The 22,204-nt window shown below is 70.0% G+C and carries 24 protein-coding genes; 16 read left to right on the forward strand and 8 right to left on the reverse strand.

Annotated elements, in window-relative coordinates; translation table 11 throughout:
• Positions 1-30: 30 nt before the first annotated feature.
• The 3 genes from PARN5_RS0105470 (at position 31) to PARN5_RS24070 (ending at position 1,286) form a co-directional block, all read left to right on the forward strand.
• Positions 31-486 carry a cytochrome c gene (locus PARN5_RS0105470; RefSeq protein ID WP_017998767.1) on the forward strand — a complete coding sequence of 152 codons (456 nt, stop codon included), beginning with the start codon at positions 31-33 and terminating at the stop codon, positions 484-486.
• Positions 486-1,073, forward strand: a complete 588-nt coding sequence (locus PARN5_RS0105475; RefSeq protein ID WP_017998768.1) for a cytochrome b/b6 domain-containing protein — start codon at positions 486-488, stop codon at positions 1,071-1,073. The genes PARN5_RS0105470 and PARN5_RS0105475 overlap by 1 nt, the downstream gene beginning before the upstream one ends.
• Before the next feature lie 63 nt (positions 1,074-1,136).
• Positions 1,137-1,286, forward strand: a complete 150-nt coding sequence (locus tag PARN5_RS24070) for a hypothetical protein (RefSeq protein ID WP_017998769.1) — start codon at positions 1,137-1,139, stop codon at positions 1,284-1,286.
• A 28-nt stretch (positions 1,287-1,314) separates the two neighbouring features.
• On the opposite strand, the gene parC is transcribed toward PARN5_RS24070, so the two are convergent.
• Complete coding sequence (gene parC, locus PARN5_RS0105485; RefSeq protein ID WP_017998770.1) at positions 1,315-3,543, reverse strand: DNA topoisomerase IV subunit A; 2,229 nt, start codon at positions 3,541-3,543, stop codon at positions 1,315-1,317.
• Between the two features lie 102 nt (positions 3,544-3,645).
• Between parC and PARN5_RS0105490 the strand changes: the two genes are divergently transcribed.
• From PARN5_RS0105490 to PARN5_RS0105515, 6 genes are all read left to right on the forward strand, one after another.
• Positions 3,646-4,461, forward strand: coding sequence for an SDR family NAD(P)-dependent oxidoreductase (locus tag PARN5_RS0105490; protein WP_017998771.1), 816 nt, complete (start codon positions 3,646-3,648; stop codon positions 4,459-4,461).
• Positions 4,462-4,486: 25 nt separating this feature from the next.
• On the forward strand, positions 4,487-4,687 hold the full coding sequence (locus tag PARN5_RS0105495; RefSeq protein WP_017998772.1) for a twin transmembrane helix small protein: 201 nt from the start codon (positions 4,487-4,489) through the stop codon (positions 4,685-4,687).
• Positions 4,687-5,259 carry a cob(I)yrinic acid a,c-diamide adenosyltransferase gene (locus PARN5_RS0105500; RefSeq protein WP_017998773.1) on the forward strand — a complete coding sequence of 191 codons (573 nt, stop codon included), beginning with the start codon at positions 4,687-4,689 and terminating at the stop codon, positions 5,257-5,259. Before PARN5_RS0105495 ends, PARN5_RS0105500 begins: the two co-directional genes overlap by 1 nt.
• Positions 5,260-5,379: 120 nt before the next feature.
• A complete protein-coding gene (locus PARN5_RS0105505) occupies positions 5,380-6,138 on the forward strand; it encodes an electron transfer flavoprotein subunit beta/FixA family protein (protein WP_017998774.1) in 759 nt (252 codons plus the stop codon).
• Positions 6,138-7,064: an FAD-binding protein gene (locus PARN5_RS0105510; RefSeq protein ID WP_017998775.1), complete on the forward strand. Its 927-nt coding sequence runs from the start codon at positions 6,138-6,140 to the stop codon at positions 7,062-7,064. Before PARN5_RS0105505 ends, PARN5_RS0105510 begins: the two co-directional genes overlap by 1 nt.
• Positions 7,065-7,263: 199 nt before the next feature.
• On the forward strand, positions 7,264-8,139 hold the full coding sequence (locus PARN5_RS0105515; RefSeq protein WP_017998776.1) for a 3-hydroxybutyryl-CoA dehydrogenase: 876 nt from the start codon (positions 7,264-7,266) through the stop codon (positions 8,137-8,139).
• An 82-nt stretch (positions 8,140-8,221) separates the two neighbouring features.
• On the opposite strand, the gene plsY is transcribed toward PARN5_RS0105515, so the two are convergent.
• From plsY to PARN5_RS0105530, 3 genes are read right to left on the reverse strand one after another with little or no spacing between them, the layout of a single operon-like run.
• Complete coding sequence (plsY, locus tag PARN5_RS0105520; RefSeq protein ID WP_017998777.1) at positions 8,222-8,806, reverse strand: glycerol-3-phosphate 1-O-acyltransferase PlsY; 585 nt, start codon at positions 8,804-8,806, stop codon at positions 8,222-8,224.
• Positions 8,803-10,074, reverse strand: coding sequence for a dihydroorotase (gene pyrC, locus PARN5_RS0105525; protein ID WP_017998778.1), 1,272 nt, complete (start codon positions 10,072-10,074; stop codon positions 8,803-8,805). Before pyrC ends, plsY begins: the two co-directional genes overlap by 4 nt.
• Positions 10,071-11,030, reverse strand: a complete 960-nt coding sequence (locus tag PARN5_RS0105530) for an aspartate carbamoyltransferase catalytic subunit (protein WP_017998779.1) — start codon at positions 11,028-11,030, stop codon at positions 10,071-10,073. The genes pyrC and PARN5_RS0105530 overlap by 4 nt, the downstream gene beginning before the upstream one ends.
• A gap of 102 nt (positions 11,031-11,132) precedes the next feature.
• On the opposite strand from PARN5_RS0105530, the gene cobA reads away from it, so the two are divergent.
• The 5 genes from cobA (at position 11,133) to PARN5_RS0105555 (ending at position 14,483) form a co-directional block, all read left to right on the forward strand.
• Positions 11,133-11,864 carry a uroporphyrinogen-III C-methyltransferase gene (gene cobA, locus PARN5_RS0105535; RefSeq protein ID WP_017998780.1) on the forward strand — a complete coding sequence of 244 codons (732 nt, stop codon included), beginning with the start codon at positions 11,133-11,135 and terminating at the stop codon, positions 11,862-11,864.
• 85 nt (positions 11,865-11,949) lie between these two features.
• Positions 11,950-12,453: a DUF2478 domain-containing protein gene (locus PARN5_RS0105540; RefSeq protein WP_017998781.1), complete on the forward strand. Its 504-nt coding sequence runs from the start codon at positions 11,950-11,952 to the stop codon at positions 12,451-12,453.
• A complete protein-coding gene (locus PARN5_RS0105545; protein ID WP_017998782.1) occupies positions 12,450-12,689 on the forward strand; it encodes a sulfurtransferase TusA family protein in 240 nt (79 codons plus the stop codon). Before PARN5_RS0105540 ends, PARN5_RS0105545 begins: the two co-directional genes overlap by 4 nt.
• On the forward strand, positions 12,682-13,605 hold the full coding sequence (locus PARN5_RS0105550; RefSeq protein ID WP_017998783.1) for an AEC family transporter: 924 nt from the start codon (positions 12,682-12,684) through the stop codon (positions 13,603-13,605). The genes PARN5_RS0105545 and PARN5_RS0105550 overlap by 8 nt, the downstream gene beginning before the upstream one ends.
• Before the next feature lie 80 nt (positions 13,606-13,685).
• On the forward strand, positions 13,686-14,483 hold the full coding sequence (locus PARN5_RS0105555; RefSeq protein WP_017998784.1) for a crotonase/enoyl-CoA hydratase family protein: 798 nt from the start codon (positions 13,686-13,688) through the stop codon (positions 14,481-14,483).
• 9 nt (positions 14,484-14,492) lie between these two features.
• On the opposite strand, the gene PARN5_RS0105560 is transcribed toward PARN5_RS0105555, so the two are convergent.
• Positions 14,493-14,819 (reverse strand): DUF2794 domain-containing protein, encoded by a 327-nt coding sequence (locus PARN5_RS0105560; RefSeq protein ID WP_157404010.1) that lies wholly within the window; start codon positions 14,817-14,819, stop codon positions 14,493-14,495.
• Between the two features lie 94 nt (positions 14,820-14,913).
• Positions 14,914-15,486 (reverse strand): cytochrome b, encoded by a 573-nt coding sequence (locus PARN5_RS0105565; RefSeq protein WP_017998786.1) that lies wholly within the window; start codon positions 15,484-15,486, stop codon positions 14,914-14,916.
• A 153-nt stretch (positions 15,487-15,639) separates the two neighbouring features.
• On the opposite strand from PARN5_RS0105565, the gene PARN5_RS0105570 reads away from it, so the two are divergent.
• The gene (locus PARN5_RS0105570; protein WP_017998787.1) at positions 15,640-19,500 is read left to right on the forward strand and encodes a non-ribosomal peptide synthetase; all 3,861 of its coding nucleotides are present in this window, start codon (positions 15,640-15,642) and stop codon (positions 19,498-19,500) included.
• Here PARN5_RS0105570 and PARN5_RS0105575 read toward each other — a convergent pair whose 3' ends face one another.
• Both PARN5_RS0105575 and PARN5_RS0105580 read right to left on the reverse strand, forming a co-directional pair.
• Positions 19,501-19,749, reverse strand: coding sequence for a hypothetical protein (locus tag PARN5_RS0105575; RefSeq protein ID WP_017998788.1), 249 nt, complete (start codon positions 19,747-19,749; stop codon positions 19,501-19,503).
• A gap of 51 nt (positions 19,750-19,800) precedes the next feature.
• Entirely contained in the window at positions 19,801-20,634 is an 834-nt protein-coding gene (locus PARN5_RS0105580) for an alpha/beta hydrolase-fold protein (RefSeq protein WP_017998789.1), read from the reverse strand.
• Positions 20,635-20,775: 141 nt separating this feature from the next.
• Between PARN5_RS0105580 and PARN5_RS0105585 the strand changes: the two genes are divergently transcribed.
• Entirely contained in the window at positions 20,776-22,182 is a 1,407-nt protein-coding gene (locus tag PARN5_RS0105585; RefSeq protein ID WP_017998790.1) for a YncE family protein, read from the forward strand.
• The last annotated feature ends 22 nt before the right edge of the window (positions 22,183-22,204 follow it).

The following is a 22,204-nucleotide window of genomic DNA, read 5'->3' on the forward strand; positions in this document are numbered from 1 at the left end:
GCAGCCGAAAGCCACATGAAAGGAATTGACATGCGCCTGATTCTCGCCGCCGCGCTGGCCGCGGTGCCGCTGGCCGCCATCGCCCAGGACGACGACCCGATCCACCAGGCCATCGAGGCCCGCCACGGCTTCTATCAGATGCTGGCGATCAACATGGGCACGCTTTCGGGCATGGCCAAGGGCGACATCGCCTATGACGAACCCGCGGCCAGCCGCGCCGCCGCCAATATCGAGGCGCTGACCCATTACGACCTGCCCGGCCTGTTCATCGAGGGCAGCGCCCATGGCCAGGCCGAGGACAGCGCCGCCAAGCCCGACATCTGGACCGACATGGAGGAGTTCCGCGCCAAGTTCGCCGGGCTGCAAGAGGCCGCGACCGGCGCCTCGGAGGCGGTGAAGGGCGGCGCGGCCAATGTCGGGCCGGTGGTCCAGAAGCTGGGCGGCGCCTGCAAGGCCTGCCACGACAATTTCCGCGAAAAGAGCTGATGCCGGGCCCTGTGCGAGAGGTCCGGCTGTGGGACCCGCTGTTGCGCGGGTTCCACTGGCTGCTGGCGTTCTTCGTCACCGCCGGCTGGTGCCTCGGCCAGTTCGGCCCCGCGAAGATGACGCTGCATTTCTGGTGCGGCTATGTCGTGGCGGGGCTTTTGCTGTTCCGGCTGGTCTGGGGCTTTGTCGGCCCGGCCCCGGCGCGGTTTTCGCATTTCATCCGGGGCCCTGGCGCCATCGCCGGCTACATGCGCGGCATGTTCCTGCGCGAGCCCAGCCACTGGCCCGGCCACAACCCGCTGGGCGCGCTGTCGGTGATCGCCATGCTGGCGGTGCTGGCGGCGCAGGTCACAAGCGGGCTGATCTCGGACCCGGACGACTATATCAACGTCGGGCCGCTGGCCTCTTATGTCAGCAGCGCCACGCGCGCCAAGGCGGTGGGCTGGCACGGGCTCGGCGCCAACCTGATCCTGCTGCTGGTGGCGCTGCATATCGGGGTGATCCTGTTCTATCGCTTCTGGAAGCGCGAGGACCTGGTCCGGCCGATGCTGACCGGCGTCAAGCAGGTGCGCGACCGCGAATCGTGATTTGTCCGAATCATGCAGCCATGCGAGCCTAATCCGGTGCAAGCCAGAAAAGGAGAGCGCGTGATGATCCGCAAGACCGCCGCCGTCGCCTTGGCGCTGCTGGTGACGGCCCTGCCGGCCCTGGCCGATTGCCCGGGCCACAAGGTGAAACAGGACCAGTCGGCCCAGACCCAGACCGAACAGCCGGTGATCAAGCCGGTAACCAGCAGCTGACGGGACGGGCGGGGCAGGCCCCGCCTGGTCAGTTGAACTTGTTGTCGCGCGGGAAGCCGCGCGGCGCCATGTAGCCCGTGCCGGCCCGCTTGCCCAGCCATTCGGTCAGGTCGGGCTCGGTCCGTGTGCGGCCGCCGCTTTCCTGCCAGCGCAATCCGTCAGCCAAGGTGATGCAGATCGCATCCGACAGGCCGCCGTCCTTGTATTTCTGCAAGCGCACGCCCTTGCCCCGGCCCATCTCGGGCAGTTCGTCCAGCGGAAAGACCAGCAGCTTGCGGTTGTCGCCCACCACGGCGAGATGGTCGCCGGTGACGGGACGGCACAGCGCGGCCTCGCCGTTCAGCACCTGCTTGCCGGCGCGGGTCTGCGCCAGAATGTCGGCCGCCGGCACGATGAAGCCGTCTCCGGCCTTCGAGGCGACCAGCCAGCGCCCCTCGCGCCAGGGGAACATGGCGATCACGCCGGCATCGTTCGGCAGGTCGATCATCAGCCGCAGCGGCTCGCCCATGCCGCGACCGCCGGGCAGGTTGTTCGCGGGCAGGGTATAGAAGCGGCCGTTGGCGCCAAAGACCATCAGCTTGTCGGTGGTCTCGGCGTGGAAGGCCATGAAGGGGCCGTCGCCATCCTTGAACTTGACCTCGGCATCCAGCGGCTGATGGCCCTTCATGGCGCGGATCCAGCCCATCTTCGACAGGATCACCGTGACCGGCTCGCGCTCGATCATCGAATCCATGTCGATCTCGGCCACCTCGCCGGCCTCGCCGATCTCGGTGCGGCGCTGGCCGCCGGGGGCGGATTTGCCGAATTTCGTCCGCGTCTCGCGCAATTCGCCGGCGATGCGGCCCCATTGCGCCGATTCGTCGGCAAGCATGGCCATCAGCTCGGCCCGCTCGGCGGTCAGGTTCTCGTGCTCGGTCCGCAGCTCCATTTCCTCGAGCCGGCGCAGCACGCGCAGGCGCATGTTCAGGATCGCCTCGACCTGCACCTCGGACAGCCGGAACTCGGCCATCATCACCGCCTTGGGCTCGTCCTCGTGGCGGATGATCTCGATCACCCGGTCGAGGTTCAGGAAGGCGATCATGTAGCCCTCGAGCACCTCGAGCCGCGCCGCGATCTTGTCCAGCCGGTGATTCGAGCGGCGCAAGAGCACCTCGCGCCGGTGGTCAAGGAAGGCGCGCAGCACCTCTTTCAGCGAGCAGACCTTGGGCACGCGGCCGTCGATCAGCACGTTCATGTTCAGGCCGAAGCGCACCTCAAGGTCGCTGACGCGGAACAGCGCCGCCATCAGCTGCTCGGGGTCCACGGCGCGGGTGCGGGGCTCCAGCACGATGCGGATGTCCTCGGCCGATTCGTCGCGGACATCGGCCAGAATCGGCACCTTCTTCAGCTGGATCACCTCGGCCAGCCGCTCGATCAGCTTGGATTTCTGCACCTGATAGGGGATCTCGGTCACGACCACCTGCCAGTTGCCGCGGCCCAGGTCCTCGACCGACCAGCGCGCGCGCAGGCGCAGGCTGCCGCGGCCGGTGCGGTAGGCCTCGGCGATCACCTCGCGCGATTCGACCAGCACGCTGCCGGTCGGGAAATCCGGGCCGGGGATGATGCTGACCAGCGTGTCGTCGCGGGCGTCCGGCGCCTTGATCAGATGCAGGCAGGCGTCGATCACCTCGTGCAGGTTGTGCGGCGGCACATTGGTCGCCATGCCGACCGCGATGCCGCTGGCGCCGTTGCACAAAAGGTTCGGGAAGGCGGCGGGCAGCACGACGGGCTCTTCCAGCGTGCCGTCATAGTTCGGGCGGAAATCGACCGCGTTCTCGGCCAGACCCTCCATCAGCGCCTCGGCGGCCGCGGTCAGGCGGGCCTCGGTATAGCGGCTGGCGGCGGGGTTGTCGCCGTCGATATTGCCGAAGTTGCCCTGCCCGTCCACCAGCGGATAGCGCATGGCGAAGGGCTGGGCGAGCCGCGCCATGGCGTCATAGATCGCCGCGTCGCCATGCGGGTGATAGTTGCCCATCACGTCGCCGCTGATCTTGGCCGATTTGCGGAAGGCGCCGCTGGGCGACAGCCGCAATTCGCGCATGGCGAACAGGATGCGGCGATGCACCGGCTTCAGCCCGTCGCGGGCATCGGGCAGCGCCCGGTTCATGATCGTCGACAGCGCATAGGTCAGGTAGCGCTCGCCGATGGCGCGCGACAGCGGCTCGGAGCTGGTCTGATCGGGCTGAACCGGATCGGAGGTGTTCGGATCGTCTGACATGGCCGACAAATAGGCCCGCCGCCCGCGCCGGTCCAGCCGGAAATGCGCGGCTTGCGCGAAGCCCCGTCCTGCCCCAGAACAGCCGCAAAAACCGGAGGCGCGATGAAGACCGTCCTGATCACCGGCTGCTCCTCGGGCATCGGCCTCGACGCGGCGCATCACCTGCGCGACCGCGGCTGGCGGGTGATCCCGACCTGCCGCCGCGAGGCGGATCTGGAGGCCCGCCGCGCCGAAGGCTTCGCCCCCCTGCACCTGGAGCTGGCCGACGAGGACAGCGTGGCCCGCTGCGCCAAGGCGGCAGCGGCGCAGGGCGTGACGGCGCTGGTCAACAATGCCGCCTTCGCCATTCCCGGCGCCGCCGAGGACCTCCCGCGCGGCGCCCTGCGGTCGATCTTCGAGGCGAATCTGTTCGGCACCCACGACCTGACCTGCCGGCTGATCCCGCATTTCCGCAAGCAGGGCGGGCGGGTGGTCAACATCAGTTCGGTCCTGGGGCTGGTCGGCATCCCCTGGCGCGGCGCCTATGTGGCGACGAAATTCGCGCTGGAGGGGCTGACCGACGTGCTGCGCGTCGAGATGGCCGACACGCCGGTCAGATTCGTGCTGATCGAGCCCGGCCCCATCGGCACGAAGATCCGCCTGAACTCGATCCCGCATTTCGAGGCCTGGATCGACTGGCAGGCCAGCCCCCGCGCCGACCAATACCGCCGCACGCTGCTGAAGCGGCTCTATGAGCCGGCGCCGAAGAAGGATCGCTTCGAGCTGCCGCCCCGCGCCGTCAGCGAAAGGATCGCGCTGGCGCTGGAATCGGCGAATCCCCGCCCGCGCTACTACGTCACCACGCCGACGCATATCTCGGGCATCGGCAGGCGGCTGCTTTCGACGCGCGCACTGGACTGGTTCGCGCGACGCAGCTAGTGTCACCGCCGAAAAGGGGCCCGCGATGCGAAACGATCCGCTGTTCTACCTGCTGGTGATCTGCTGCCTCGCGGTGGTGGTGATCCTCGCGACCGGCATCGGCGGCTTCGCCAAGGGCGGCGAGTTCAACCGCAAGCACGGCAACCGCATGATGCGCTGGCGCATCATTGCCCAGGCCATCGCCATCGCCGTCTTCCTGCTGTATCTCTGGGCCCGGAGCAAGTGATGGTCGTCCTGAACAAGATCTATACCCGCACCGGCGACAAGGGCGAGACCGCGCTGTCGAACGGCGAGCGCGTGCCCAAGGATTCGCTGCGGGTCGAGGCCTATGGCACCGTGGACGAGCTGAACGCCACGCTGGGCCTGGCGCGGCTGCACGCGACGGGCGCGCTGGCCGAACGCATCGCGGTGATCCAGAACGACCTTTTCGACCTCGGCGCCGACCTGTCGCGCCCGCGCATGGAGGAGGACGCCGAGGCGCCCTATCCCGTGCTGCGCATCATCGACGCCCAGGTCACGCGGCTGGAATCGGAAATCGACGCGATGAACGCGGATCTTTCGCCGCTGCGCAGCTTCATCCTGCCCGGCGGTAGCGCGCTTTCGGCGCATCTGCACCTGTCGCGCACCGTGGCGCGCCGTGCGGAACGCGCCGCCGTGGCGCTTTCGGCCGCCGAGGGCGCCAATCCGGCCGCCGTGAAATATCTCAACCGCCTGTCGGACTGGCTGTTCGTGGCGGGGCGCGTCGCCAATGAAAACGGCGCGCAGGATATCCTGTGGGTTCCAGGAGCCAGCCGTTAGCGGCAACGTCGGGGAATGAAAATGGAACGACACGTCCTGGTCGTTTTTCCCCTGTCAATGCTGGTCTCGGCCCGCTAACAAAACCCCCGAACAGGTGACGCAACCAAGGGGAAGAGGCTGATGAAGGTTCTCGTGCCAGTGAAGCGCGTGATCGACTACAACGTGAAGGCCCGGGTGAAGGCCGACGGCACGGGTGTCGATCTTGCGAATGTGAAGATGTCGATGAACCCGTTCGACGAGATCGCGGTCGAGGAGGCGATCCGGCTGAAGGAAAAGGGCCAGGCCGAGGAGGTCATCGCCGTCAGCATCGGCGTCAAGCAGGCGCAGGAGACGCTGCGCACGGCCTTGGCCATGGGCGCCGACCGGGCGATCCTGGTCGTCGCCGCCGAGGACGTGCAGCAGGACATCGAGCCGCTGGCGGTGGCGAAGATCCTCGCCGCCGTCGCGAAAGCCGAGGGCACCGAGTTCATCATCGCCGGCAAGCAGGCGATCGACAACGACATGAACGCCACCGGCCAGATGCTGGCGGCGATCCTGGGCTGGGGCCAGGCGGCCTTTGCCTCGAAGCTGGAACTCGACGGCGCCAAGGCCCGCGTCACCCGCGAGGTCGACGGCGGGCTCCAGACCATCGAGGTCGCGCTGCCGGCCGTGGTCACCGCCGACCTGCGCCTCAACGAGCCGCGCTATGCCAGCCTGCCCAATATCATGAAGGCCAAGAAGAAGCCGCTCGAGGAAAAGACCCCGGGCGATTACGGCGTCGATGTGGCGCCGCGGCTGGAAGTCGTCTCGGTGCGCGAGCCCGAGGGCCGCAAGGCCGGCATCAAGGTCGGCTCGGTCGACGAGCTGGTGTCGAAACTGAAAGAAGCGGGGGTGATCTGATGGCCGTTCTTCTGTTGGGTGAAGTCACCGATGGCGCGCTGAACCGCGATGCGACCGCCAAGGCGGTGAACGCTGTCAAGGCCCTGGGCGATGTGACCGTGCTGGTGGCGGGCGCGCAGGCGCAGGCCGCCGCGGCCGAGGCGGCGACGATCGCCGGCGTGTCGAAAGTGCTGGTGGCCGAGGCGCCGCTCTACGGCCACCGCCTGGCCGAGCCGACCGCGGCGCTGATCGTCGGCCTCGCCGGCGACTACAGCCATATCGCGGCGCCGGCGACGACGGATGCCAAGAACATCCTGCCCCGCGTCGCGGCGCTTCTCGACGTGATGGTGCTGTCGGATGTCTCGGCGGTGATCGATGCCGAGACCTTCGAGCGGCCGATCTATGCCGGCAACGCCATCCAGGTGGTGCGCTCGAAGGACGCGAAGAAGGTCTTCACCCTGCGCACGGCGAGCTTCGACGCGGCGGGCGCGGGCGGTTCGGCCGCGGTCTCCGAGGCGGCGCCGGCGGCCGATCCCGGGCTGTCGGCCTGGATCTCGGACGAGGTGGCGCAATCGGACCGCCCCGAGCTGACCTCGGCCAAGCGCGTGGTCTCGGGCGGCCGCGGCGTCGGCTCGAAGGAGAGCTTCGCGGTGATCGAGGCGCTGGCCGACAAGCTCGGCGCCGCGGTGGGTGCCTCGCGCGCGGCGGTCGACTCGGGCTATGCGCCGAACGACTGGCAGGTCGGGCAGACCGGCAAGGTGGTGGCGCCCGAGCTCTATGTCGCGGTGGGCATCTCGGGCGCGATCCAGCATCTGGCGGGGATGAAGGATTCGAAGGTGATCGTGGCGATCAACAAGGACGAGGAGGCGCCGATCTTCCAGATCGCCGACTACGGCCTGGTCGGAGACCTGTTCACCACCGTCCCGGAACTGACAGGGAAGCTTTGAGCGCTTTCACCGTTTCGGCAAATACCCCCGGGGGAGCGACCCCGCGGCCCCATCGAGGGGCCACGGGGCCGCGGGGGGCAGAGCCCCCCAACCGCCCCGGAAAAGGCGCAAACCGCCCGGGCTTGGCCCGGGCGGTTTTCCATTGAACAGCCCTGACCTTCTGCCTATCGTCCCGGCTGACCGACGAAAGGGGCAGTTCATGGCGATTCAATCGGTGGGCGTGATCGGCGCCGGACAGATGGGCAATGGCATCGCGCATGTCTTCGCCCTGGCGGGTTATGACGTGCTGCTGACCGACATCTCGCGCGAGGCGCTGGACAAGGCCGTGGCGCTGATCGACCACAATCTCGAGCGCCAAGTCAGCCGCGGCAAGATCTCGGCCGAGGACAAGGCCGCCGCCATGAAGCGCATCGCGACCACCATGACCCTGGCCGATGTCGGCCAGACCGATCTGGTGATCGAGGCCGCGACCGAGCGCGAGACCGTCAAGCAGGCGATCTTCGAGGACCTGCTGCCGCATCTGAAACCGGACACCATCCTGACCTCGAACACCTCGTCGATCTCGATCACCCGGCTGGCCAGCCGCACCGACCGGCCCGAGCGCTTCATGGGCTTTCATTTCATGAATCCGGTCCCGGTCATGCAGCTGGTCGAACTGATCCGCGGCATCGCCACCGACGAGGCCACCTACAAGACCCTGGTCGAGGTGGTGGAAAAGATCGGCAAGACCTCGGCCAGCGCCGAGGATTTCCCGGCCTTCATCGTCAATCGCATCCTGATGCCGATGATCAACGAGGCGGTTTATACGCTTTACGAGGGCGTCGGCTCGGTCAAGTCCATCGACCAGTCGATGAAGCTGGGCGCGAACCATCCGATGGGCCCGCTGGAGCTGGCGGATTTCATCGGCCTGGACACCTGCCTCGCGATCATGAACGTGCTGCACGAGGGGTTGGCGGATACCAAATATCGCCCCTGCCCGCTTCTGACGAAATATGTCGAGGCCGGCTGGCTGGGTCGCAAGACCGGGCGCGGCTTCTACGACTATTCGGGCGAAGAGCCGGTGCCGACGCGGTAGGGGGGCTCTGCCCCCACGCCTCGGTCGCCCCTCGATGGGGCGTCCGAGGCGTTCCCCCGGGATATTTGCACAAGAAAGAAGATCAGGCCTTCTTGCCGATCTTCGGCTCGCTGCCGGCGAGGATGCGGCGGATATTGGCGTGGTGGCGGATCAGGATCAGCACCGCCATGAAGCCGGTGACCGCCGCCATGCGCGCCCCGTCGAGCCACCAGGCCAACGCCGGGGTCAGCACCGCCGCGACCAGCGCCGAGAGCGACGAGATGCGCGACACCGCCGCCGTCAGCAGCCAGATCGCGCAGGCCGCAAGACCCAGCCGCCAGTCCAGCGCCAGAACCGTGCCTAGGAAGGTGGCGACGCCCTTGCCGCCCCGGAAGCCCAGCCAGACCGGGAACAGGTGGCCCAGGAAGGCCGCCGCGCCCGCGACCAGCGCCGCATCGGCACCGGCGAGCCAGCGCGCCAGCAGCACGGCGATGGCGCCCTTGCCGCTGTCCAGAAGCAGCGTCGCCAGCGCCGCCGGCTTGTTGCCGGTGCGCAGCACGTTCGTCGCGCCGATATTGCCCGAGCCGATCCGGCGCAGGTCGCCCAACCCCAAGGCCCGGGTGATGACGATGCCGAAGGGGACCGCCCCCAGCAGATAGCCGATGACGGCCCAGAGGATCAGGCTCATGCCGCACCTCCGAACACCCGCCGGCCGCCGACCCAGGTGCCCAGCACCCGGCCCTGCATCCGCGCGCCGTCGAAGGGCGTGTTCTTCGACTTCGACAGGAGCGTGAAGCGGTCCAGCACGAAGGGCGCCTCGGGGTCGAACAGCACCAGGTCGGCCGGCGCACCCGGCGCCAGCCGGCCGGCATCGAGGCCAAGCCGCCGCGCCGGGTTCAGCGCCATGGCCCGCCACAGCTGCGGCAGGCCCAGCCCGCCGGCGTGGTAGAGCCGCATCGCCGCCGGCAGCAGCGTCTGCAGCCCGACCGCGCCGGGCGCGGCCTCGGCAAAGGGCAGCCGCTTGCTTTCCTCGTCCTGCGGGGTGTGGAAGCTCGCGATCACGTCGATGGTGCCATCCGCCACCGCCTCGACCATGGCCAGGCGGTCATCCTCGGCGCGGAGCGGCGGGGTGAAGCGGAAGAAGGTGCGATAGCCGCCGACGTCGTATTCGTTCAGCGTCAGGTGGTGGATCGAGGTGCCAGCGGTGACATCCAGCCCCGCCGCGCGTGCGCGCCGCAATGCCGGCAGGCTGGCCGCGACGGTGATCTGGTCGGCGTGATAGCGCGCCCCGCTCATCGCGACCAGCGCCAGGTCGCGGTCGAGCCCCATCACCTCGGCCATGGGCGAGACCGCCGGCAGGCCGTAGAGCGAGGCGAACTTGCCGGAGGTCGCCGCCGCGCCCTTCGACAGGCCCGGCTCCTGCGGGTGGCCGACGATCAGCGCGCCGAGGCCGCGGGCATAGGTCATGCAGCGCGCCATCAGCCTTGTATCGGCCACGACCCGCACGCCATCGGTAAAGGCCACGGCGCCGGCGTCCTGCAGGAAGCCCATTTCGACCATCTCGCGGCCCTGGCGGCCCTTGGTCAGGGCGGCCATGTGGCGGATGTTCACGGCTGCGTCCGCCGCGCGGCGGGTGGCGAATTCCAGCGATTCTGGCGCATCGACCGGCGGCAGCGTATCGGGCCGGGCGATGACCGTGGTCACGCCGCCGGCCGCCGCCGCAAGGCCCGCCGAGCGGAAGCTCTCCTTGTGCCGCTCGCCCGGCTCGCCGATCTTGACGCCCCAGTCGACCAGCCCCGGCGCCAGATGCCTGCCGCCGCAATCGACCAGCTCGGCGCCGGCGGGCGCCTCGGCCCCCACCGCCTCGATGCGGCCGTCGCGCAGGGTCAGCGAGGCCTCTTCGACGGCCAGCGCCTCGGGATCGACCAGGCGGGCGTTCTGGAAATGCAGGATCATGCCATCATCTCCGCGGCCTTGGCGCCGCGTTCGGCGCGCAGGTTCCGCGCCAGCAGGTCCATTGCGGCCATGCGCACGGCGACGCCCATCTCGACCTGGTCCTGGATCACGGAACGGTTGATGTCGTCGGCGATGGTGCCGTCGATCTCGACGCCGCGGTTCATCGGGCCGGGGTGCATGACGATGGCATCGGGCGCGGCCAGCGCCAGCTTCTCGGCATCCAGCCCCCAGCGGTGGTAATATTCCCGCTCGGAGGGGATGAAGCCGCCGTCCATGCGTTCCTTCTGCAAGCGCAGCATCATCACCACATCGGCGCCCTTCAGCCCCTCGCGCATGTCCTCATAGACCTCGCAGCCCCAATCCGCCGCACCCGCGGGCATCAGCGTCGCCGGCCCGACCAGCCGCAGCCGGTTCTCCATCTTGCCGAGCAGGAACAGGTTCGAGCGCGCGACCCGGCTATGCGCGATGTCGCCGCAGATCGCCACGGTCAGCCGATGCAGCCGGCCCTTGGCGCGGCGGATGGTCAGCCCGTCCAGCAGCGCCTGGGTCGGATGCTCGTGCCGCCCGTCGCCCGCGTTGATGACGGCGCAGTTCACCTTCTGCGCCAGCAAGTCCACCGCGCCCGAATCCGGGTGGCGCACCACCAGCAGGTCGGGGTGCATGGCGTTCAGCGTCAGCGCGGTGTCGATCAGCGTCTCGCCTTTCTTCACCGAGGAATTCTGCATCGCCATGTTCATCACGTCGGCGCCCAGCCGCTTGCCGGCCAGTTCGAAGCTCGACTGCGTGCGGGTCGAGTTCTCGAAGAACATATTGATCTGGGTCATGCCCTCCAGCGCGTCGGAATGCTTGACCGTGCGGCGGTTCAGCGCGACGTAATTCTCGGCCAGGTCGAGCAGCGTGGTGATTTCGGCCGGGGCGAGAGGCTCGATCCCCAGAAGATGGCGGGCGCGGAACATGGCATGGATCCCCCGGATGCGGTCGCGCCCTCTATGGCAAATGCGCAGTCACCCGGCAAGCAGCCCCTTGCCAATACGCGGATTTTGCCGCATCGCGGAGCCATGAACAGACAGGGCCACGTCAGCTTCGTATCCTCAGGACCGGGAGACCCCGAGCTCCTGACCCTGCGCGCCATCCGCCTGCTGCAAGCCTGCGACGTGGTGCTGTACGACGACCTCGCCTCGGGGCCGGTGCTGGACCAGGCCGGGCCGCAGGCCGAGCGCATCGCGGTCGGCAAGCGCGCCGGGCGCCCCTCGGCGAAACAGGAAAGCGTGAACGCGCTGCTCGTGGAACACGCCAGCGCCGGCAAGCATGTCGTGCGGCTGAAATCCGGCGATTCCGGCATCTTCGGCCGGCTCGAGGAAGAGCTGACCGCGCTGCGCGCCGCCGGCATCCCCCATGAGATCGTCCCGGGCGTGCCCTCGGCCATGGCGGCGGCCGCCGTCGCCGGACTGCCGCTGACCCGGCGCCAGACCGCGCGGCGGCTGCAATTCGTCACCGGCGCCGACGTGACCGGCGGGCTGCCCTCGGACCAGAACTGGGCGGCGCTGGCCGACGACCGCGCCACCACGGTCGTCTTCATGGGCCAGCGCACCTTCCCGCAAATGGCCGCAAGCCTGATCGCGAACGGCCTGCCGCCCGAGACCCCGGCGCTGCTGGCCGAGGCCGTCGGCCACCCGCACCAGCGCCTGGTCCGCAGCACCGTCGCCGATCTCGCCCGGCTGCTTGCGACCGAGGGGCCCAGCCCGCATCCGGCGCTGATCCTCTACGGCCCGCTGGCCGAAAGCCCCTGACCGGCTTTCTCTGTTTTCCAAATACCCATGTTGCGCCGGCCGCCGCCGGGACTATTCTGGCCGCCTGAACCGTCACGGAGGCATCATGCTGGGCTTCGTCACCATGGCCAAGGACGCCGGCGCCGCCGACCGCCTGCTGGCCGCCACCGCCGAGGCCCTGCAAGCCCGCGGCTTGCGGCTGGCCGGCGCCGTCCAGCACAATATCGAACGCGGCGACCGCGATTGCGACATGCAGCTGCGCATCCTGGGCACCGATGCGGTGATCGGCATCACCCAGGACCTCGGCACCTGCTCGGAAGGCTGCCGGCTGGACGGCGGCGCGCTGGCCCAGGCGGTGGCCCTGGCCGAATCGGTGCTGGCGCGCGGCGCCGACCTGGTCATCGTCAACAAGTTCGGCAAGCAGGAATGCTTCGGCAACGGCTTCCGCGCCTTCATCGCCGAGGCGCTGGCCCAGGGCATCCCGGTGCTGCTGTCGGTCGCGCCCGAGCAGCTTGCGGGCTTTCACGACTTCGCCGGCGAACTGGCCGAACCCGTCGCCCCCGAGGCGGCGATGCGCTGGTGCGAGGCCCGCACCCGGGCGGCGGCGTGAGCGAACGGATCGACGCGCGCGGCCTTCTATGCCCGCTGCCGGTGCTGCGGCTCAGGAAGCGCCTGCTGGCCCTGCCGCCGGGCGCGCGGGTCACGCTCTTGGCGACCGACCGCGCCGCGCTGATCGACGTGCCGCATTTCTGCGCCCAATCCGGCCACCGGCTGCTGGAAACCGTCGAGACCGCGCCGGGCCAGACCGAATATACCGTGGAACGCGGCCCGCAGGACGATGCTTGAGATCTTTCTCAAGACCCTGCCCTTTTTCCTGCTGATCGGCACCGGCTGGGCGGCCGGGCGCAGCGGCGTCTTCCCGGCCGAGGCGACCGGCTGGCTGACCAGGTTCGTCTTCTACTTCGCGCTGTCGGCCATGCTGTTCCGCTTTGCCGCGACGCTGGACGTGGCCAGCCTCTTTGACCCGCGCTTCGTCGCCGCCTATCTGGCCGGCTCGCTCGCGGTCTGGCTGATCGGCTTCGCCGTCGCCCGCGCAAGGGGCGAAACCCTCGCCGCCAGCGCCACGGAGGCGCATACGGCGATGACCGGCAACACCGGCTTCCTGGGCGTGCCCATGCTGGTGGTCCTGCTGGGCGAGCGCGCGGTCGGGCCGGTGCTGATGGTGCTGACCATCGACATGGTGGTGTTCTCGACCCTCATTACGCTGATCGTCACCGCGGCGCGGCAGGGCCGGATCGGGCTCGGCACGGTCATGCCGCTGGCGCGCGGCATCATCGCCAATCCGATGATCGTCTCGATGCTGGCGGGTCTGGCCTGGGCCGGGGCGCATCTGCCGATGCCGCGCCCGGCCGAGGAATTCCTCACCCTGCTCGGCGCCGCCGCCACGCCCGGCGCGCTTTTCGCCATCGGCGCCAGCCTGGCCGGGCGCGGCGCGGACCGGCCGGGCCCGGCGATCTGGCTCAGCATCGCGAAACTGGTGCTGCATCCCTTGGCGGTGGGCGCGGCGGCGCTGCTGGTCTTTGACGTCGAGCCCTTCGCCGCCGGCGTCATGATCGCAGCGGCCAGCCTGCCGGTCGCGGGCAATGTCTATATCCTGGCGCAATATTTCGGCGTGGCGGTGCAGCGCGTCTCGACCGCGATCCTGATCTCGACCGCCGCCGCCATCATCACCCTGCCGCTGGTCATCGTGCTGGTCCACTAGGCCCGCCGCACGCAGCCTCTCGACCGAAAGGAAATGAACGGCTATTCAATTCCATATCGCCGCATCAGGGAGACCACGCCATGCCCGGGATTTCCGAACTGCACCTTGAGAACCTGCTCTTCGACATGGACGAGGAGGGCGTCGCCTCCGTCACGCTGAACCGGGCCGCCAAGCGCAATGCGCTGGACGCCCGGACCATCGAGGAACTGGTGGCGCTGTTTTCCGCCCTGCCCGCCGCGGGCGCCCGCGCCGTGGTGCTGCGCGCCGAGGGGCCGCATTTCTGCGCCGGGCTGGACCTGGTCGAGCATGGCCGCGCCGAACGCAGCCCGGCCGAGTTCATGCGCCTCTGCCTGCGCTGGCACGAGGCCTTCAACAAGATCGAATATGGCGGCATCCCGGTCGTCGCCGCGCTGAAGGGCGCGGTGGTCGGCGGCGGGCTGGAACTGGCCTCCTCGGTGCATATCCGCGTCATGGACGAGACCACCTATTTCGGCCTGCCCGAGGGCCAGCGCGGGCTTTTCACCGGCGGCGGCGCCACCATCCGCGTGCCCCGGCTGATCGGCCAGGCCCGCATGGTCGACATGATGCTGACCGGCCGGCTGTATTCCGGGGACGAGGCGGTCTCGGTCGGCCTTGCGCAATACCGCGTAGAGGACAGCGAGGCCAAGGCGCTGGAGATCGCCCGCCGCGCCGCCCAGAACACGCCGCTGTCGAATTTCGCCATCTGCTCGGGGATTTCCCACATGCAGAATATGTCCGGGCTGGATGCCGCCTATGCCGAGGCGACGCTCGCGGGCATCGTCAACACCCAGGACGCGGCCAAGGCGCGGCTGGACAGTTTCGCACGGGGCACGGCGGTCAAGATCCGGCCGGATTGACCGGCCCGCCTAGTCCACGGGGCGGATCAGCTTCTTTTCCAGCACCCGCAGCACCACGGGCAGGTCGTGGCCGCGCTTCAGGATGCGGCCATCCATGCCGATCACCGCATATTCCCCCTGTGCCGTCCGCAGCCGGGGCCGCTTTTCGATGCGATACAGCGGATGCTCGGCGGCACGGCGAAAGACCGAGAAGACCGCAGCCTCGCGCAGGAAGGACATGGCATAGTCGCGCCATTCCCCCGCCGCCACCATGCGGCCGTAAAGCGACAGGATCACGCCCAGCTCGGCCCGGTCGAAGGCCACCCGATCCTGATCCGCATTGAAGCCGAAGGGCATGTTCATGTCGCAATGGTGACACTCCGCCTGCGCGCAGGCAATGAAAAAGGGCGGCTGCGCGCCGCCCCGGCCGGAATGTCCGCGACCTGTGGCCTCAAAGGCCCGCCCGCCGGCGCCCCGCCATGCGGGCCAGCGTGCCGTCGCGCCACATGCCCTCGTGCAGCCCGACCATGACCACATGGCCGGCGATCAGCGCCAGAAGCAGCCAGCCCATCTCGCCATGCAGCGCCTCGCCGGCGCGGACCATCCAGCCGATCTCGGGCAGCTGCGGGGCAAAGATCTGGAAGCCGAAGGGCGCGAAGCCCCGCTCGGAGCCATAGGCGCGCAGCAAGGCCGCGACCGGGACGATCGCCATCACCGCGTAAAGCAGCAGATGGCCAAAGCGCGCCGCCAGCCCCAAGACGCCCGCGCCATGGTCGGGCCGGTGGCCGCGGTTGGCGAAGGCCCAGCCGAGCCGCAGCGCGATCAGCAGGAACAGCACCGTGCCGACCTTCTGATGCGAGCCGACGAAGACCGCCGCGACCGGGTGCCGGCCCAGCGCCAGCTTCAGCCCCATGCCGACGAACTGCCAGGCCATCAGCGCCGCGATGCTCCAGTGCAGCAGGCGCGTCACCTTGCCATAGACCCGGTCGGTATCGCGCAGCGGCAGGGCGGGGTGGGAGGGCATGCTGGCTCCTGGCGGCGAAAGTTGACTAATTTCCTTAGCGACATTATGGGCCTATCCCCGAGCGGGCAAGTCCTGCAAACCCTCGCGCGGGGTAACATGGTCGTCAGGACCGTGGAACGCCGTTTCCCGTGCCCCAGCCAAGGCAGGACCGCCATGAACGCAGCACAGCGCGACGACCCCGGCAGGACCGGCTGGCCGCTGACCGAGCCGCAGCAGGGCCTGTGGTATGTCCAGGCGCTGGATCCGGCGAACCCGATCCTGAACACCGGGCAATACCTGGAGCTGACCGGGCCGCTGGACCGCGACGCGCTGGCCCAGGCGGTGACGCGCACCATCGCCGAAAGCCCGGCGCTGAGCCTGCGGTTTTGCGACGGCGCCGAAGGGCCGCGCCAGTTCATCGGCCTGCCGCCGATCCTGGGCTTTGCCGACCTGACCGCACAGCCCGCGGCCGAGGCGCAGGCCATGGCGCAGATGCTGGCCGACAGCCGGCGCCCCCTGGACCTGGCGCAGGAGCCTGCCGCCGCCTTCACCCTGATCGCGCTGGGGCCGGATCGGCATTTCCTTTACGAGCGCATCCATCACCTGGCCATCGACGGCTATGGCATGGTGCTGGTCACCAACCGCATCGCCGCGCATTACGCCGCCCTGCTGGGCCGGGCGCCCGAGCCCGAGCCCTTCGGCCCGCTGGCATTGGCCCTGGACGAGGATGCGGCCTGGCGCGCCTCGCCCCGCCGCGAGGCCGACCGCGACTGGTGGCATGCGCAGCTTGCCGGCCTGCCCGAGGTCGCCGGCCCCGCCCCCGGCCGTGCCGTCAGCGGCCCCGAATTCCTGCGCGATTCCCGGCCGGTGCCGGCGGCGCTGCTGGATCGGCTGGCCGATCATGCCGCGCAGCACCGGCTGGGCTGGCCCGACGTGCTGAACGCGCTCTGCGGCGCCTATCTGGCGCGCTGGACCGGCGGCGAGGCGGTGATCGGCCTGCCCTTCATGGCCCGCATGGGCCGCAAGATCGCCCAGGTGCCCTGCATGGCGATGAACGTGCTGCCGCACCGGCTGCGGCTGGACGAGGACGCCGCGCTGCCTGAATGGCTGGCCGCGCAGTCGAAGGCCATGGCGCAGGGCCGCCGCCGCGGGCTTTACCGCAGCGAGTTCCTGCGCCGCGAACTGGGCCTGGTCGGCGGCACCCGCCGGCTCTATGGCCCGATCGTGAACGTGCAGCCCTTTGACCGGGCGCCGGAATTCCCGGACCTGGACTGTCGGCTGCATATCCTGGGCGCGGGCGCGGTCGACGACCTGACGCTGACCTTCCGCGGCGACCCGGCCTCGGGGATGATCTTCGAAGTCGATGCCAACCCGGCGCTTTACACGCCGGACGAGGTGCGCGGCCATGGCGACCGGCTGCTGGCCTTCATCGCCGCCGCGCTTGGGGCCCAAACGCTGGCCGAGGTGCCGACCGCCAGCCCCGCGGAGATCGCGCTTTTCGCCGCGCGCACTGACGCGACCCGCCACCCGCTGCCCGACACCACGCTGACCGCGCTGATCGAGACGCAGATGGCCGCCATGCCCGAGGCCCCCGCGCTGAGCTTCGGCACCGAGACCCTGAGCTTTGCAGCGCTGGACCGCCGCAGCGCCGCGCTGGCCGGGGCGCTGGCGGCCCGCGGCGCCGGGCGCGACCGCATCGTCGCCGTGGCGCTGGAACGCTCGCTGGAGCTGCCGCTGGCGCTGCTTGCCACGCTGCGCGCCGGCGCGGCCTATCTGCCGCTGGACCCCGAGCACCCGCCCGACCGCATCGCCCGCATCCTGGCGTTGGCGCAGCCGGTCGCGGTGCTGACCACGCCGGATCTGGCGCACCTGTTCCCGCCCGGCACGCCATTGACTTTCCCGCGGGATTGGCCGGCCGAGGGGCATGTCGCCGCCGATCCGCGCCCCGGCGATCTGGCCTATGTGATCTTCACCTCGGGCTCGACCGGCGAGCCCAAGGGCGTCGCCATCGAGCATCGCGCCATCGTCAATCGCCTGCTGTGGATGCAGGCGCATTACGGCATCGCCGCCGACGACCGCATCCTGCAAAAGACCCCCGCGACCTTCGACGTCTCGGTCTGGGAGTTCTTCCTGCCGATGATCGCCGGGGCCGAACTGGTCATGGCCCCGCCCGGCGCCCATCGCGACCCCGCGGCCATCGCCAGGGCGATCCGCGACCGCGGCATCACCACCTGCCATTTCGTGCCCTCGATGCTGTCGGCCTTCCTGGCCTCGCCCGCCTCGCAGGGGCTGGCGATGCGCCGCGTGTTCTGCTCGGGCGAGGAACTGACGGCGGACCAGCGCGACCGTTTTCATGCCCGCATGACAGCAGAACTGCACAACCTCTACGGTCCGACCGAGGCGGCGGTCGATGTCAGCTACTGGCCCGCCGGGCCCGAGGATCGTTCGAACCCGATCCCCATCGGCTTTCCGGTCTGGAACACCGCGCTGGCGGTGCTGGACGACCGCATGCGCCCGGTGCCGCCGGGTCTGGCGGGCAACCTGTATCTGGGCGGCGTGCAGCTGGCGCGCGGCTACCTGGGCCGGCCCGACCTGACGGCCGAGCGTTTCATCGACAGCCCGCTGGGCCGGCTCTACGCCACCGGCGACCTGGCGCGGCTGCGGCCGGACGGGGCGGTGACCTACCTCGGCCGCTCGGACCACCAGGTCAAGATCCGCGGCCTGCGCATCGAACTGGGCGAGATCGAGGCCGCGATCATGGCCTCGGGCCTGGCCCTCGAGGCGGTGGTGATCGCGCGCGAGGATCACGCCGGCGAGAAGCGCCTGGTCGCCTATCTGGTGCCCGGCCCCGACTACCGCCCCGGCCTGCTGGCCGAGCGGCTGGCGGGATCGCTGCCCGGCTATATGGTGCCCTCGGCCGAGGTGGCGCTGGCGGCGCTGCCGGTCACGTCGAACGGCAAGCTGGATCGCAAGGCGCTGCCCGCGCCGGAATTCGCCGCCACTGGCCGCGCCGCCGCCGGCCCGACCGAAAAGCTGCTGGCCCGGCTGTTCCAGCAGATCCTGCACCTGGACGCCCCCGCCCCGGCCGAGGCGGATTTCTTTGCGCTCGGCGGCGATTCGCTGTCCGCGGTGCGGCTGGCGCAGGCGCTGGAGCAGGCGACCGGCCGCGACCCCGGCCTGGGCACCATCTTCGAAAACCCGATCCTGTCGGCGTTGGCCGCCGCGCTGGAGGCGCAGGCACCGCGCGACGACGGGCTCGGCCCGGTGATCCTGCTGGCCGAGGGCGACCGCAGCGCCCCGCCGCTGTTCCTGATCCACCCGGCCGGCGGGCTGGCCTGGGGCTATCGCACGCTGGCGCGGCTGATCGCGCCGGCGCGGCGGGTCTATGGATTGCAGCATCCGGGACTGGACCCGGCCGCGCCGATGCCGGACAGCCTGTCGGCCTTGGCGCAGGATTATGCCCGGCGCGCCGCCGAACTGGCGCCGCAGGGGCCGGTGCACCTGGCCGGCTGGTCGGTCGGCGGCATCCTGGCGCAGGAAATCGCGGTGATCCTGGCCGGCAGGGGCCGCGAGGCGGGGCTGGTCGCCATGCTGGACAGCTATCCCGCCGACGCCTGGCGCAACGAGCCCGAGCCCGACCCGGTCGCCGCCCTGCGCGCGCTCTTGGCCATCGCCGGCTACGACCCCGAGGGTCACCCCGAGCTCGACACGCGCGACAAGGTCGTGGCCTTCCTGCGCCGGGGCGACAGCGCGCTGGGGGCCTTGCCGCAGCAGGTGCTGGACGGGGTGGTGCGCACCGTCACCGCCACCAACCGGCTGATCCGGGCGCATCATCACCGCCGCCTTGCCGGCAGGGTGACGCATTTCCGCGCCGCGCTGGACCACAAGGACCGCGACCTGCACCCCGAGATGTGGGCGCCTCATGCCGGCGCGGTCGAGGTGATCGACCTGCCCTTCCTGCATGCCGGGATGACCTCGGCCGAAGCCTCGGCCCTGATCGCGCCGGAGCTCAGCCGCCGGATGGCCGACGCATAGTCAGCCCGGCGGGCTGGTCGCGCTGGGGACCGGCGGGGCCGGCGGCGGCTGTGCCGCGCCTGCCGGGGAAAAGGCCATGGAAACCAGCCCGCCGACCAGACCGGCAAGGCCGGGCAGGATCTCCTCGGGCTCCCAATCCACGGCGGCGAGCGTGCCGCAGGCCGCCCGGCAATCCGTCCGCAGGCCCAAGACGCCGATCACGCAAAGCGCGATCCCCAGCATGCCCGGCAAATATCTGACAAGGAACATGGCGATCCCCTTCCTTCCCCGACAGGAAAGCAGCGAATCGCAAAGATCCGGTTAATCGGCGGCGGCGAAGGGCAGCGCCAGCGGGAAAGATCCGGCCAGGGTCTGGATATGGATATGCTCGCGCAGCACATGCACCTGCGCGTCATGGCCGGGATGGGCGCGCAGGTCGGCGATGAATTGCATCGTCGCGGGCGCCGGGCCGTCCGGCGGCGGGCCGTCGCTGCCCGAGCGTTTTTCGCGGTCGCCCAGCGCCACCAGGAGCGGCAGCGCCGCCGGCGCGGCGGCCTGCGCCACACGTCGGATCAGCCCCTCGTCCCACCAGATCGAGGGGCTGATCGCGGCATAGCGCGCGAACCCTCCCGGCCGCGCCAGCAGCGCGTAAAGCGTGAAGAGCCCGCCGAAACTGTGGCCCCAGAGCGTGCGGCGGGCCGGATCGACCGGCAAGCCGGCCTCGGCCGCGGCGCGCAAGGGGCCGGTCAGGCGGTCGTGGAAGATGGCGGCCCCGCCCGCCGTGCGGCCCTGATGCACGGGATCGGGACGCAGCCCGTCGCCCGGCCCGTCCGGCGCGGTGAAGTCCAGCGTGCGCCGCTCGCGCGCGAACTGCCGGTCGGTGTCATAGCCGACGCCGACCAGCACCAGGCCGGGCGCCAGCGCCAGATGCTCGGGCGTCAGGAAGTCGAAGGCAGCATTGCCGTCCAGCATGTAGAGCACCGGCCAGCCCCCGGCCGGCGCCGGCCCCTTGGGCACGGCCAGGAACAGCCGGTGGCCCGGGCCCACCTCCACCACCCGCTGCGACAGGTCATGCGTCGGCGCGCCGGTCCGGAAGATCTGCAAGCCCGCCTGCCCCTGCGCGTGCCCCGGTCCAACCTTGCCGAATTGCGACATTTCGCGACATCCTTTTCTGCCCGCATCCCCTTTGCCCCGGCGCGTCTTAGTTGACAAGGACTGTCGGAAATATAGGTTGCCCGGCGAACGAAGCCAGCCCAAGCGGTCAGCGATCCCCGTCCTTCCTTGCAGGAGTTTCCCATGACCCCCTCAACCCGTCCCTCGGTTCGCGCGCTGCTGGGCGCCTCGGCGCTGGGCCTGTCGCTGCTGGCCGGCCCGGCCCTGGCCGAGACCGTCTTCACCAAGCCGCTGGTGAGTTTCGCCGGCGATGTCGGCGCCGGCGGCGTCGAGCGCGCCCCGGTCGTCAAGGGCGGCAAGGCGGTGATCGAAGGCGAGGACCTGATCCCCGGCCAGACCGTCACCCTGCTGCGCGGCGCCAAGCCCCTGAACGCCGAGCCGATCAGCATCGGCCAGGACGGCAAGTTCAGCTTCCCGCTGGACATCGACGCCGAGGCCGAGACCGGGCTGCAGCCCATCGTCGTCGTGACCGAGAACCCGGCCTCGGCCGAGGTGGTCGAGCTGAAGATCTCGCCCGAGGTGCCGGTCGGCGGCGCCGAGAAATACACCATCGCCAGCGAGCCGGTGGTGCGCGGCCTCTACCAGGTGCGGCTGAACGGCGCGGGCGACGCGGTCTTCGTCACCAGCGCGGTCGGCCGGCCCCCGGTCAAGGAATCGAAGCTGGTCAAGATCGACCCCGAGACGCTGAAGATCCTGGCCGAGACCAGCCCCGGCGCCGCCCCCGCGCGGCCGGACGGCAGCGACGGCGGGCTGTTCGCCGTCTATGGCGTGGACGTGGACGATGCGAACGGCAATGTCTGGGCGACCAACACCCGCCAGGACACCGTCGCGGTCTACAAGCAATCCGACCTGTCGCTGGTCAAGCAGTTCGAGCCGGGCGCCGTGCCCCATGCCCGCGACGTGGTGGTCGACGAGGCCAACGGCCGCGCCTATGTCGCCGCGACCGGCGCGCCGGAAATCAAGGTCTTCGACATCAAGACGCTGGAGCCGCTGGACCCGATCGTGATCGAGAGCAAGGTGCGGGGCGAGGAATTCTCGACCATGGCGCTGGACATCGACGAGGCCGGCGGCAAGCTGGTCACCGTCAGCATCGCCACGCCCGAGGCCGCGCTGGTCGACCTGAAGTCGGGCGAGGTCAGGGTCATCCCGCTGCCGGGCGTCAAGGCCGCCTCGGGCGTGGCCTACGATCCGCAGGACGGGCTGATCTTCGTCGCCTCGCAGGCGACCGACAACCTGCTGATCGTCAAGGCGGAAACCGGCGAGGTGCTGCATGATGTCGCCGTGGGCGCCGGGCCGCTGAACGTCGCCTTCGAGCCCAAGGGCCGGCTGGCCTATGTCGCCAACCGCGGCGCCGGCACCATCACCGTGGTCAACCCCCAGGGCGAGATCGTGGCCAACCTCGACGCCGGCAGCATGCCGAACCAACTGCGCGCCGACCAGAACGGCAATGTCTGGGCGGTGAACAAGTCCAAGGGCGAAGGCGACGAGGCCGGCGACCGCATCTGGCGCATCGCGCCGGTTGCCGAGTAAAAGGGCCCGGACCGCGGGGCGC

The organism is Paracoccus sp. N5, assembly GCF_000371965.1.
Classification (GTDB): Bacteria; Pseudomonadota; Alphaproteobacteria; order Rhodobacterales; family Rhodobacteraceae; genus Paracoccus.